The sequence below is a fragment of the Actinomadura sp. WMMA1423 genome (assembly GCF_006547145.1).
In the GTDB taxonomy this organism is placed as follows: Bacteria; Actinomycetota; Actinomycetes; order Streptosporangiales; family Streptosporangiaceae; genus Spirillospora.
The window spans coordinates 7,190,177-7,201,752 of sequence record NZ_CP041244.1 but is presented as its reverse complement, the minus strand read 5'-3'; the positions used below and the strand labels follow the sequence as shown (position 1 = coordinate 7,201,752).

Annotated in this window: 12 protein-coding genes and 1 tRNA gene; 8 read left to right on the top strand and 5 right to left on the bottom strand. The window is 68.2% G+C overall.

The window, feature by feature from the left end; all coding sequences use genetic code 11:
• The first annotated feature begins 204 nt into the window (after positions 1 to 204).
• Positions 205 to 936, top strand: coding sequence for a hypothetical protein (locus FKD65_RS33475; RefSeq protein ID WP_205718327.1), 732 nt, complete (start codon positions 205 to 207; stop codon positions 934 to 936).
• Between the two features lie 3 nt (positions 937 to 939).
• On the opposite strand, the gene FKD65_RS33470 is transcribed toward FKD65_RS33475, so the two are convergent.
• Positions 940 to 2,256: a PLP-dependent aminotransferase family protein gene (locus tag FKD65_RS33470; protein WP_141582367.1), complete on the bottom strand. Its 1,317-nt coding sequence runs from the start codon at positions 2,254 to 2,256 to the stop codon at positions 940 to 942.
• 117 nt (positions 2,257 to 2,373) lie between these two features.
• Here FKD65_RS33470 and FKD65_RS33465 point away from each other — a divergent pair, with 117 nt between their 5' ends.
• The 4 genes from FKD65_RS33465 to FKD65_RS33450 all read left to right on the top strand — a co-directional run bounded on the left by FKD65_RS33465 (position 2,374) and on the right by FKD65_RS33450 (position 5,162).
• Positions 2,374 to 3,024, top strand: coding sequence for a pyridoxamine 5'-phosphate oxidase family protein (locus tag FKD65_RS33465; protein WP_141582365.1), 651 nt, complete (start codon positions 2,374 to 2,376; stop codon positions 3,022 to 3,024).
• A gap of 52 nt (positions 3,025 to 3,076) precedes the next feature.
• The gene (orn, locus tag FKD65_RS33460) at positions 3,077 to 3,673 is read left to right on the top strand and encodes an oligoribonuclease (RefSeq protein ID WP_141582363.1); all 597 of its coding nucleotides are present in this window, start codon (positions 3,077 to 3,079) and stop codon (positions 3,671 to 3,673) included.
• A 54-nt stretch (positions 3,674 to 3,727) separates the two neighbouring features.
• Positions 3,728 to 3,803 (top strand) — tRNA-His (locus tag FKD65_RS33455).
• 351 nt (positions 3,804 to 4,154) lie between these two features.
• Positions 4,155 to 5,162, top strand: coding sequence for a hypothetical protein (locus FKD65_RS33450; protein ID WP_168221271.1), 1,008 nt, complete (start codon positions 4,155 to 4,157; stop codon positions 5,160 to 5,162).
• 3 nt (positions 5,163 to 5,165) lie between these two features.
• Here FKD65_RS33450 and FKD65_RS33445 read toward each other — a convergent pair whose 3' ends face one another.
• The 3 genes from FKD65_RS33445 to FKD65_RS33435 form a co-directional block, all read right to left on the bottom strand.
• Positions 5,166 to 6,206, bottom strand: a complete 1,041-nt coding sequence (locus FKD65_RS33445; RefSeq protein WP_141578760.1) for an IS3 family transposase — start codon at positions 6,204 to 6,206, stop codon at positions 5,166 to 5,168.
• Entirely contained in the window at positions 6,203 to 6,622 is a 420-nt protein-coding gene (locus FKD65_RS45100; RefSeq protein ID WP_205718326.1) for a transposase, read from the bottom strand. Before FKD65_RS45100 ends, FKD65_RS33445 begins: the two co-directional genes overlap by 4 nt.
• 491 nt (positions 6,623 to 7,113) lie before the next feature.
• Positions 7,114 to 8,289: a hypothetical protein gene (locus FKD65_RS33435; RefSeq protein WP_168220889.1), complete on the bottom strand. Its 1,176-nt coding sequence runs from the start codon at positions 8,287 to 8,289 to the stop codon at positions 7,114 to 7,116.
• Between FKD65_RS33435 and FKD65_RS46720 the strand changes: the two genes are divergently transcribed.
• Both FKD65_RS46720 and FKD65_RS33425 read left to right on the top strand, forming a co-directional pair.
• Positions 8,213 to 8,443 (top strand): hypothetical protein, encoded by a 231-nt coding sequence (locus tag FKD65_RS46720; protein ID WP_141582357.1) that lies wholly within the window; start codon positions 8,213 to 8,215, stop codon positions 8,441 to 8,443. The two genes, FKD65_RS33435 and FKD65_RS46720, sit on opposite strands and share 77 nt — an antisense overlap.
• A 6-nt stretch (positions 8,444 to 8,449) precedes the next feature.
• Complete coding sequence (locus FKD65_RS33425; RefSeq protein WP_205718325.1) at positions 8,450 to 8,914, top strand: PP2C family serine/threonine-protein phosphatase; 465 nt, start codon at positions 8,450 to 8,452, stop codon at positions 8,912 to 8,914.
• Between the two features lie 114 nt (positions 8,915 to 9,028).
• Here FKD65_RS33425 and FKD65_RS33420 read toward each other — a convergent pair.
• Positions 9,029 to 9,815 (bottom strand): IS5 family transposase gene (locus FKD65_RS33420; RefSeq protein ID WP_168221452.1). Its coding sequence is split into 2 segments (ribosomal slippage): positions 9,029 to 9,482 and positions 9,481 to 9,815, totalling 789 coding nucleotides; the frame shifts between segments, so codons are not numbered across the junction.
• 253 nt (positions 9,816 to 10,068) lie between these two features.
• Here FKD65_RS33420 and FKD65_RS33415 point away from each other — a divergent pair.
• The gene (locus FKD65_RS33415) at positions 10,069 to 11,436 is read left to right on the top strand and encodes an IS1380 family transposase (protein ID WP_141582353.1); all 1,368 of its coding nucleotides are present in this window, start codon (positions 10,069 to 10,071) and stop codon (positions 11,434 to 11,436) included.
• The last annotated feature ends 140 nt before the right edge of the window (positions 11,437 to 11,576 follow it).

Sequence of the window (11,576 nt, the reverse complement as noted above, 5' to 3'; positions counted from 1 at the left end):
ACGCGGGGTGCCCGGCTGCACTACCCGATCGAACCGGCTCTAATCCGGCGAGAAGGTCGGCAGCCGTCATCCCGCCCAGGAGGCGGCGGGCTGGACTTACAGGTCCTCGCTGGACTAAGAGAAGTAACTGAGACCACTCGGGGCCCGACCGCCCGATTGGGGGGACGCACCGTGGCAGACGCATGGCTGCCAAGAGCCGGCCGCATGCCGGCGCATAACGACGGCGGAACGTTGCGAGGGGGTGCCCCGCGCGCGGTCTGGTGCGCCGGGGAGCACGACCCGCACACCGTCTCCGCGCGCTCGGTGGCCGCCGACCTGCTGAAGGAGGACCGCCCCGCCCACCTCGTCTGGCACCCGGGCACCGGTGAGATCATCCAGCTCCTGCCCATCACCCGCGCGGCCCGGCTGCTCGGCGGCGCCGTCGGGCGGGAGGGCCGCGTCTGCGCGCAGATCATGGTGGTGGCCCAGTCGCGGTCGCCGTTCACCGGATCGCCGCTCACCGGGGTCGACGCGATCGTCCAGTGGCTGGAGGCGTGGGGGGTGACGCGGCGCTGGCCCGCCGGTCCCCCGCTGCCGTCGCCGCAGTCGTACCACGCGCAGCGCGGCCGCAGGGACTGGGCGCGCGGCGGGCACTACGGCGCGTCCCAGGTACCGCTCCTGGACCGTCCCGACCCGGGCGGGATCGACGTCCGGCGCATCACCGGACCCGACACCCCGGTCGCCCCCTTCCCGAAGCCCCGCCTGCCCGGCGTCCCCGCCGGACCCAGGCTGGTACCGCCGCGGCCGCGCACGCAGGAACCCGTCCGTACGTCGGAGTCCGTGCGCGCTTCCGAGCCCGTCCGTACGGCGTCGGCCGACGCCCCGGCCTCGCGCCCGGGGCCGCTGCACCCCGCGGCGGAGCCCGTCCCGGTCGGACCGAGCGCCCTGTCGAACTGACCGCTACAGGGCGAGCGTCCGGACGATCTCGCAACCCTCGCGCAGCTCGGCGAGGGTGGCGGCGGAGCCGTAGCCGATCACCAGGCCGGAGGCGCTCACCGGCCCCATGTGGTGGCGGTCCAGCGTCTCCACCAGGACGCCGCGCCGCGCCGCCTCCCGCGCGGCGCGCGCGGCCACCGGCTCCGCGACGTCGACCACCAGGTGCAGGCCGGCCGTGTCGCCGCGCAGGGGAAGGCCGTCCAGCGCCTGGACGACCACCTCGCGGCGCCGGGCGTACTCCGCGCGCATCCGGCGGACGTACCGGTCCAGGTCGCCCCGTTCCAGGAGGAGTCTCAACGCGTCCTGCGGGACGACGGCGGTGCGGTCGTTCAACGCCTCCCTCCGGAGCGCCACCTCCGCCACCAGGTCGGGACGGCCGACCAGCCAGCCGACCCCCATGTCCGCGGTGAGGATCTTGGCGGTCGTGCCCAGGTAGACGACGACCTCCGGGTCGAGGCCGTAGAGCGCGGGCAGGGGCGCAACGTCGTAGCGGAACTCCCCGTCGTAGTCGTCCTCGGCGATGAGCGCCCCGTTGCGCCGCGCCCACGCCAGCAGGGCCTGCCTGCGCGGGACGGGCAGCACACCGCCCATGGGGAACTGGTGCGAGGGCGTCGTATAGACGAGGCGCAGGTCATCGGGCAGCCCGTCCACAACGAGGCCGTGCTCGTCCACCGGGCAGGGAACGAGCTCCGCGCCACGTCCGCTTAGGACCGCGCGTGCTCTGCTGTAGCCGGGTTCCTCCACACCGACCCGGTCTCCAGGGCGAACTACGGTCGCGGCAAGCAGATCGAGCCCGTTCGTCGCTCCACGCGTGACCAGCAGCCCGTCCACAGGACACGTCACGCCCCGGCTACGCCTGATGTACTCGGCGAGCGCCTGCCTTAGGCCAGGCAGACCGTGCGGGTCCTGACGCTGCTGCGGCGGCATCCCCGAAGCGAGCCGCCATGCCCTGCGCCACGCGGGTGTGTCCAGCGCCCCGATCCAGGCGAGACCGGGCCTCAGGTCGATCTCGTGTAGGGCCGCCGCCCTCCTCACCGGTCTCATCTCCACTACCTGGGGCGCCGGCATAGGAGCGGTGACTCCCTCGGTCACATACGTACCGGACCCGTGCCGCCCTTCGAGCCACCCTTCCGCGTAGAGCTGCTCATAGGCCTCGGTCACGACCGTCCGGCTGACACCCAGCAGAACTGCCAGCGCCCTACTGGACGGAAGCCGCTCACCCGCGGCAAGACGTCCCTCCCCCATGGCGGCACGCAACTGCGCGACGAGCTGCGCGCTCATCGGCTCCTGTGCGTCCCGCTCCACGGAGAGAGGTAGATCGATCGACAAAGTGGTCACCCGCTATACGCGCCAAGTGGCCATACCTGCCAGGCCACTTGCCTCCTAGCGTAAACGGACATGAACCCGCTCTCCGCGACCGCCCGCACCCGCCTGGGCCGCCTACCGGAACGCGCCGGCACCGACCGCGCCGTCCTCCACGAGATCCTCGACGAGGGCATGATCTGCCATCTCGGCCTCATCGTGGACGGCTCGCCCCGCGTCATCCCCACCGGCTACGGCCGCCTGGACGACACCCTCTACCTACACGGCTCCACCGGAGCGAGCAGCCTCAGAGCCGGCCCCTCCCAGGACATCTGCGTGACGGTCACCCATCTGGACGGGCTCGTCCTGGCCCGGTCCCTGTTCCACCACTCGATCAACTACCGCAGCGCCGTCGTCTACGGGACGCCCCGCCTCGTCGACGACCCCGAGGAGAAGCTGACCGGCCTCCGCGTCATCACCGAGCAACTGACCCCCGGCCAATGGGACGTGGCCCGCCACCCCAACCGCAAGGAACTGGCCGCCGTCGCCGTCTTGGCGCTCTCCCTTGACGAGGCCTCCGTGAAGGTGCGGCAGGGCCCGCCAGGAGACGAGGACGAGGACTACGCCCTCGACGTCTGGGCCGGCGTCGTGCCCGTCCGCCAGGCGTTCGGCGCGCCCGCCCCCGATCCCCTGCTCCGTCCGGGCATCCCCGTCCCCGGACATATCACCCGGCGCGTGACCTCCTAAATCGAACGCCCGCGATGCCCCGCGCAGTCGTTCATGGCCGTAGGGTTAGTGCATGAACGAGCGGCTGGTCTGGATCGACTGCGAGATGACGGGACTTGACCTGCGCAACGACGCGCTCATCGAGATAGCCGCACTGGTCACCGACAGCGAGCTCAACATCCTGGACGAGGGCGTCGACGTAGTGATCAAACCCCCGCCCGAGTCGGTCACCCAGATGACCAAGGTCGTCCGCGACATGCACACCACGTCCGGCCTGCTGAAAGCGCTCCCCGGCGGCGTCACCCTCGCCGAGGCCGAGGACACCGTCCTCAAGTACATCAAGGGCCACGTCAAGGACGCCAAGAAGGCCCCCCTGTGCGGCAACTCCATCGCGACCGACCGCTCCTTCCTCGCCCGCGACATGCCGTCCCTGGACTCCCACCTCCACTACCGCATGGTCGACGTCTCCTCGATCAAGGAACTGGCCCGGCGCTGGTACCCGCGCGTCTACTTCGCCAGCCCGGAGAAGAAGGGCGGCCACCGCGCCCTGGCCGACATCACCGAGAGCATCCAGGAACTGCGCTACTACCGCGCCGCCGTCTTCGTCCAGCAGCCCGGCCCCGACTCCGACACGGCCCGCTCCATCGCCGCCCAGGTCGCCTCCGGCTGACCCACCCCGAAGAAGCCGCTACACTACTGGAAGCCGGGCCAGTTCCCGGCCATGGTGGGTGTAGCTCAGCTGGCAGAGCACTTGGTTGTGGTCCAAGATGTCGGGGGTTCAAGTCCCCTCACTCACCCCAGCGAAAAGCCCTGGTCATCACGAAGATGACCAGGGCTTCTCTGCGTCCGGCGCCCGACTCCCGTCCTCGGATGTCCGATTCTGGGAGCAATCCGGGAGTGATCTTGTCCGTTGCCCCCCGCCAGAGCTTGCGCGCCACAGCGGAGAGCGTTCAGCAACTCTGATGAGAGTCGATGAAGCGGCGCTGCTACAACACATGCGAGTCCGATAGGCAAGGGCGGACGAGTGGCCAGGTACGGCCCGCCGCAGGCTGATTACGCACCGCAGTCGACCGGGCAGGTAGCAGATTGACGCTTTTGTCTAGATCGTCGTCATTAAGCAACTGGCTCACGCGGTAGATGAGGTGAGGACCTTGCCGGCCTATGTCCCGATCCTGAAGGCCAAGGCTGGCGAACTGGAAGCGCTGCAGCACCTGGAGGCTCCGCCCACGCCACTCAGGCCGCTGCTCGAACTGATGCCGCCCAGGAGTCGCCAGCAGTCGGGCGACTTGGAAGAGGCCGAGGAACTGGACGACGCCAGCGCCAGCGACACCGGGCAGGGGCCGGCTGAACCAGCTAACGGAGGCGGCGAAACCCGCAGGCTGACTCGACAGCTGCGGAAGCTCGCACTAGCGATCCGTGATGACCTGCCCGCTGGCACCATCTGCTCCATCGACACTGCCTATATCGACGGTCTTCCGATCGCCCGCCACGCATGGGAGAGCCTCGCCGCCACACTGACCGAGCGACTGGAGCCGACCCCAATCCGACCAGTATTCCGTCTGACTGACCCACCGGAGCGTCTTGCCTGGGTACGTGGCGTTATTGCCGAGTTCAGTGCAGGCGCGTGTCTGCGGCTCGGTTCCCCTGACCGCGATGCCGATGCGCGTCAGGCAGCGGAGCTACTGGGGCAGGTGCTGAATCAACTCGAACTGGCCCCAGAACAGATCAGCGTCGTCATCGATCTTTGGGCCATCGAGGACGACCGAGACCTCCAGCGCGCCCTCGCCACAGCCGAGGAGCTGCTGAAGTGGACCGACCAGCGCCCCTGGCAGTCAGTGACGGTAGCCAGTGGCGCATTCCCCGCTTCGATTAGCCACCTGCCCGGCGACGCTGTTTCGCCGTTGCCGCGTCGGGACGCGGCTCTCTGGCGCCAACTCCAAGAGCGGCAATCAGCGCGGCTGCCCGACTTCGGCGACTACGCCATCGCCCACCCAGCACCCGGCGGCGCTAGCCGCGCACCGATGCCCAACCTGCGGTATGCCACAGAGACCGAGTGGCAGATTTGGCGCCAGCGCACACCACAGGAAATCGGAAACGAGCGGTTCTGCATCATCTGTCGCAACGGTAGGTGTCAAGTCAAACGAGACAGGGGCCAGTGATCGTTAGGCGGCCTGTTTCTCCTGGTCAGAGCTGCTCGGATCGGTGGGGTCTTCGTCGGGTCGGTTGATCTGCGCGACTGTGGGGATCTTGGGCAGCGTGGGCGGCTGGGTGAACCGTCGCGGGTTGGCCGCGCGGAACGCTGCGATCGTGGCGGCTCGGTTGTGCTGGATCGCCTGTGCGGTGCCGATATGCATGGTGAACGGCGTGTGGAGCCCGATCCCGGCGTGGTAATGCCGGTAATTGTAGTAGTCGAAGAAATGGTGGCAGAACGTCTCGGCCTCGTCGAGCGAGGCGAACCTGACAGGGAACACCGGGCAGTACTTCAAGGTTTTGAACTGCGCCTCGCTGTAGGGGTTGTCGTTGCTCACCTTCGGGCGGGAGTGGGACTTGATGATGTCCAGGTCTGCCAGCAGTGCCGTCACCGGCTTGGAGGTCATCGAGGTCCCGTTGTCGGAATGGATGGTGCCGGGCACGATCCCGCCGTTGGCGGCGAACGAGTTCCGCATGAACTGCTCGGCCAGCTCACCTGACTCGCGCAGGTGGATCTCCCAGTGCACGACGAAGCGGGAGAAGATGTCGAGCATCACATACAGGTCATAGAACTGGCGTGGCCCCGGACCCGGCAGTTTCGTGATATCCCAACTCCATATCTGGTTGGGGGCGTACGCGGCCAGATACGGTTTGGTGCGCGCCTGGTGCCGGGCCTGGGCGCGCCGCTCCCGGACCTGGTCACGCCTGCGTAGTTCCCGGTACATCGTCGACACCGACGCCAGGTACACCCCCTCGTCCAGCAGCGCAGCCCACACCTGCCGGGGTGCCTTGTCGGCGAACCGGTCGCTGTTGAGCATCTCGACCAGTTCGGCCCGTTCGCTCTCGCTCAGCGCGTTCGGCGGCGCCGGCCGCTCCGCTGGCTCACTGTTTCCCGGCGCAGGGTTCCGCCGTCGGTAGAAACTGCTGCGCGGCACACCCGACAATGCGCACGAGAAGCGAATCGGCAGATGCTCGACCAGCAGGGAAAGGGTTTCGTGGCGGCAGCGGGTCACGAATTCTCGGTGTCCGCGCTCTCGGACATCGTTTCCAAGAGCGCGATACCTTTTCCCATGATGTCCAGGGCGGCCTCGGTCTGCTTGAGTTTCCTGGCCATGGCGGCGTTCTGCCGCTCCAGCCGCGCCTTCTCCTTGCGCAACTGCTCCAACTCGGCCTGCTCCGGCGTCTTCTCCTTCTTGGCGGCCGGGGGCCTCGTCCCCGCAGCGGTCAGTTCACCGGCGTCGCGCTGCCGGCGCCACAGTTGAACGCTGGACTCATAAAGTCCCTCACGGCGCAGCAGCGCGCCCTTGTCGCCATGCTCGGCCGCGTCGTACTCCTCGACCATCCGCAACTTGTAGGCGGCACTGAAGGTCCGCCGCTTGGGCCGGCCGGTCCGCGGCCCGTCACCGGAAGGAAGATCGTGGCTGGTCATCGTCACTCTGCTCAGTACCCGTTCTCGCCCTGTCCACATCAGTTAGGGAACTTCATCCCTCTTGTCCCACCTGAGCCTGACACAGAGGGTCTCTCCGTTGATCAGCGCCAGATCGACCCGACGAGCCCCAGCGCACAGCCCGAGTTCCTGACGGATTAGCGCGTTCGGGTCGGTACCGTGACGGTCATGCAGAGCCGACAGCAGGCTTGCTCGGATCTGGCTCTCACGCACCTGGGTTGTAGGCATGTCGCACCCCCTCTGCCTCGCCGCGGCTACGGCCGCCTCACCGAACAGGTCGATCCTTGCGCAACGACATTGCGAACCGGCAACAAGACTCACCGTGAGTCCTCACTTGGCCCTGGCACAGGAGGGCCCGCGCGTCCTGCTGGAAGCCCGGCCCCTCCTGCCATGCTCGTCTGTGGCCACCGTCCTAGATGATCAGACAGTGACCGCATCCGGGAATCGATCTCGTTTTGCTGGGTCCTTCCCTTCTATGAGAAGGCTGTCAAGGGCTGGCACCGCCGATCGGGCTGCCAGCCTCGCACGCTGCTCAAGGGCGTCTCCCAAAGACGCTGGAGGGATTTGAGGAGCGCGGTGCGCATCTCCGGAGTGGGGTGGGCATAGGTACCGCGCATGCCGGGAACTTCGTGGCCCATCCGCTCGGATTGCAGGACGTACGGGATGCCCGCGTTATCCATCCAAGGTTGATGACCGTGCCGAAGCCCGTGAGGTGTCAAGCCCGGCCGGAGCGGCAGCCAGCACGCGAGCGGGACGTCTTCGGCCGGCGGCTTGCCCGACCCGGGACATTCAGAGGTGCCGGTTTTGTGGCTGATCAGAGTGCCGTCAATTCGGAGGAGCTGCGTCCGCCGGCACTCCGAGCACCGGCCGCGCCCCTGTCCGCTGACCAGGCGCGTGAATCCGCGACCGGTCGGCGGGGCGAACGGTTCTCCGGGCACGGCTGGCGGCCAGGGCGGTACGGGTTTGCCTGGCCAGTGCTCCCCCGCGTCCACGAGTACCGGCATCGCTGTCTTGGGCGAGCGTTTCGGATACCAAGCGTCGGCGGCAGGGCGGAACACCCGATCGCTGTAGTTGGAACGGCGGAAGTGGGTGCGGTCCGGGCCGAGGAAGACGTACCGGCCGCCACGGCACCAAGGATCTTCCGTGCCCTGGCATGTGCAGCTGCGAGGCGTCGCGAGCTGGCGGGCCAACAAGTCGTCCAGGAACGGCGGGATATCCAGGGTTCGCATGGATCCGTCCTTCGGGCGGCCCCGGTAGAACCTGCCATTCAGCTCGTACAGCTTCCAGTTGATATCGACTTCGCCGGGGCGGTCACGTTCGGGCGGTAGACCCAGCAGTTCACCCCAGCGGGCGCCGGTGAACGCTGCGGTGACGACCATCACGAAATCGGTATCCGATCCGGTGAGCAGCGCGCACCGTTCAGCGAGCAACAGAGCTTGCAGCGGGGTCGCCCATGCTTTCTGGTTGCGCTCTGCTTCGGCGATGCGCCGTTGTCCCTTGCGGCCTTTGCCCCGGCGGCGGGCCGCCGGGTTGGCTTGGATGTAGCGCGGAACAGCACTCCACCGTGCCCGCATGCCCACCAAAGACGAAGCACGACTGCTGGAGATCCCGCTCAGCTTGCCGGTGCTGGAGATCGTGCGGGTGGGCACGTCGGGAGGAGACCACAAGCCCATAGAGGTGACGGAGTACATCGTGGCCAGCGATCGAGTCGGGACCGTCCACGTCCTGCATCGCGATGAGTCGGCGCAGGACCCGTGGCCGGAGGAATCTACGGATTCCGACGACACACAGACGGACAGGTGAGCGGGCATGAGCCTTACGGTCGAAGCGGCCGCCCGCACGCACGTCGGTCTCGTGCGCCGTCGCAATGAAGACTCGGTCTATGCCGGCCAATCACTGTTCACAGTCGCCGACGGCCTCGGCGGCCACGTGGCCGGCGATACGGCCAGCGCCACAGCGATCGAGGCTCTGCGCCGCTATGACCGCCCTGTCGCCGAGGCAGACCTTGTAAGTGTTGCCGGACAGGCAGTCAGCGCAGCTAATACAGCTCTGCGCAACAAGATCAAGGCTGAGCCACAACTGGCGGGAATGGGCACCACCCTGGTAGCGATGCTGTGGTCCGGGTCGAAATTCGTACTGGCAAACGTGGGCGACTCTCGCGGCTACCTCCTGCACCCTACCAGCGCCCCACAGATGACCCCGATCACGAGGATCACATCTACGGCAACCTCATGTCCGACGCTGCCAACGTGCCGCACTTGCCCGAGCGCCTAGCCCGCTTCCTCGACGGCCGTCCTGATGGCCGATCACCTGATCTGAACACAAGAAACCTTCATGCTGGTGATCGGTTCCTACTGTGCTCAGACGGACTAAGAGGTCGTAACAGAATCAGCGGACGAGGCGGCGCCAGCAGATGATGGCGGCGGCCAGGGTCATGAACGCTTCATGGATGTCGTCGCGGGTCTCCCAGCGGATGCGTAAGCGGCGGAACCAGTGCAGCAGGGCGATGGTGCGCTCGACGACGTAGCGGTGGACGCCCAGCCCTGATCCGTGGGGGTCGCCACGGCGGGCGATGACCGGTTTGATGCCCTTGGCCCACACCAGGCGCCGGTACTTGTCGTGGTCGTAACCGCGGTCGGCCAGCAGCTGCTCGGGCCGGCGGCGTGGGTGTCCGACCCGGCCTCGCACGGGCGGCACTCTGTCCAGCAGCGGCATCAGCTGGGTGACGTCGTTGCGGTTTCCGCCGGTCAGCGACAGGGCGAGCGGGGTGCCGTGCCCGTCGGTCAGCACGTGGTGCTTGGAGCCCGGCCGGCCGCGGTCGACCGGGCTCGGCCCGGGTTGGGCCGCCCTTGAGCGCGCGGACGTGCGAGCTGTCGATCACCGCTCTGGACCAGTCCAGCTGCCCGGCGGCGTGCAGCTCCTCCAGCAGCAGCCGGTGCAGCCGCTCCCACACCCCGGCCTGGTGCCACTCGGCCAGGCGGCGCCAGCACGTCATACCCGAACCGAACCCCAGCTCCTGGGGCAGGAACTCCCACCGGATCCCGGTGTGCAGCACGAACAAAATCCCGCACAGCACCTTGCGGTCGTCCAACCGCCTACGACCAGGGTGGCGCTTGCGGCGCTCGACCTTCGGCAGCAGCGGCTCGATCCGCTCCCACAGGCTGTCGGCCACGATCCATGGAGGTTGCTCGCCCTTACGCACCCGCCCACACCACACCCGGACATCACGCCATGTCGCATCACATGCACATTTTGTTATGACCTCTAAGCCCGGTCGTGCCCAACGAGCTCATACAGGCCCACCTAGCCTCGCGCTTTCATGGCGGGTTGATTCCGGTTGGTCGTTGACATGAGAAAAGTGCTCCTGAACTGGGAGGATAGGGCTTGCTGAAGGTCCTGTCCGCGCCGAGTTCTGGAGCACTTTCCAAGTGAAGACTACCGGCCGCAAGGCCAAGATCGTGGTGTCCGGGGACGGTGCGGGGATCGCCTCCCAGGCGGGCGGCCTGCTGCTGATCGAGGCGCTGCGGGTGACGGGCCTTGACCAGGGCCTGTCGCGGGCGCTGGCGCGATGGCGGGCGTCGCGGGCGGTGCATGATCCGGGGAAGATCGTGACGGATCTGGGGGTGACGCTGGCGCTGGGCGGGGACTGCCTGGCCGACGTGGCGGTGCTGCGGTCCTCACCGGAGTTGTTCGGGCCGGTGGCCTCCGACCCGACAGTGTCGCGGCTGGTCAAGACCCTGGCCGGGGCCGGGCCGGCGGCGTTGCGGGCGATCCGCAAAGCGCGAGCCCACGCACGCCGGCGGGCCTGGGCCCTGGCCGGTGATCGTGCTCCGGGCGCCGACGGCGACCTGATCCCGGTGGATTTGGACGCGACCATCGTGATCGCGCATTCCGACAAGGACCAGGCCGCCCCGACCTGGAAGCGCACCTTCGGCCACCACCCGATGACCGCGTTCATCGACCACGGTCCCGGCGGGACCGGTGAGGCCGCCGCCCTGGTGCTGCGCCCCGGCAACGCCGGCTCCAACACCGCCGCCGACCACATCACCGCAGGCCGCCTGGCCCTCAACCAGATCCCCACCCGGCTGCACAAACAAGTCATCATCCGAACCGATTCAGGTGGCGGCACCCACGAGTTCCTGGACTGGGTCACCGCCCGCCGCGTCAAGTACTCGATCGGCTTCAACCTCACCGACGACATCTGCGCCGCCATCCTCGCCCTGCCCGAACACGTGTGGCAGTGCGCCTACGACGCCGACCGCCGGCCCCGCCCCGGGGCGTGGGTCGCCGAGCTGACCGGCATGCTGGACCTGACGGGCTGGCCCAAGGGCATGCGGGTCATCGTCCGCCGCGAACGCCCCCACCCCGGCGCGCAACTGCGGTTCACCGACATCGACGGGCACCGCTTCACGTGCTTCGTCACCGGCACCCGGCACGGGCAGCTCGCCGATCTTGAACTGCGCCACCGCCGCCGCGCCCGCTGCGAGGACCGCATCCGCTGCGCCAAGGACACCGGCCTGCGCAACCTGCCTCTGCACGACGCCGCCGCCAACCAGATCTGGCTCGAACTCGTCGCGCTGGCCGCCGACCTGACCGCCTGGACCCAGATGCTCGCCCTGACCGGCCACCCCGCCCGCACCTGGGAACCCAAACGACTGCGGCTGCGGATCTTCTCCGCCGCCGGACGCCTGGTCCGCGGCGGCAGGCGGCTCAGACTCCGGCTGAGCAACCGCTGGCCCTGGACCGACCTCATCACCACCGCGATCACCCGGCTGCAGATGCTGCCCGCACCCTGACCAGCAACAAGCCGTCCCATCAACACCAGGAAGGAGAACCCCGGGCCCGTGGAACCCCGCCCACCCGACGCGACAGTCGGGCCCGACGAACGACCCGCCACCGAAAACGAAGAGTCGGTTGGGTCGCTCCGCGACCCAAC

Bases quoted from the DNA above. Each gene is read 5' to 3' on its own strand.
- FKD65_RS33475 (WP_205718327.1), top strand. From the start codon at position 205: ATGCCGGCGCATAACGACGGCGGAACGTTGCGAGGGGGTGCCCCGCGC.
- FKD65_RS33470 (WP_141582367.1), bottom strand. From the start codon at position 2,256: ATGAGCGCGCAGCTCGTCGCGCAGTTGCGTGCCGCCATGGGGGAGGGA.
- FKD65_RS33465 (WP_141582365.1), top strand. From the start codon at position 2,374: ATGAACCCGCTCTCCGCGACCGCCCGCACCCGCCTGGGCCGCCTACCG.
- orn (WP_141582363.1), top strand. From the start codon at position 3,077: ATGAACGAGCGGCTGGTCTGGATCGACTGCGAGATGACGGGACTTGAC.
- FKD65_RS45100 (WP_205718326.1), bottom strand. From the start codon at position 6,622: ATGACCAGCCACGATCTTCCTTCCGGTGACGGGCCGCGGACCGGCCGG.
- FKD65_RS46720 (WP_141582357.1), top strand. From the start codon at position 8,213: ATGCCCACCAAAGACGAAGCACGACTGCTGGAGATCCCGCTCAGCTTG.
- FKD65_RS33425 (WP_205718325.1), top strand. From the start codon at position 8,450: ATGAGCCTTACGGTCGAAGCGGCCGCCCGCACGCACGTCGGTCTCGTG.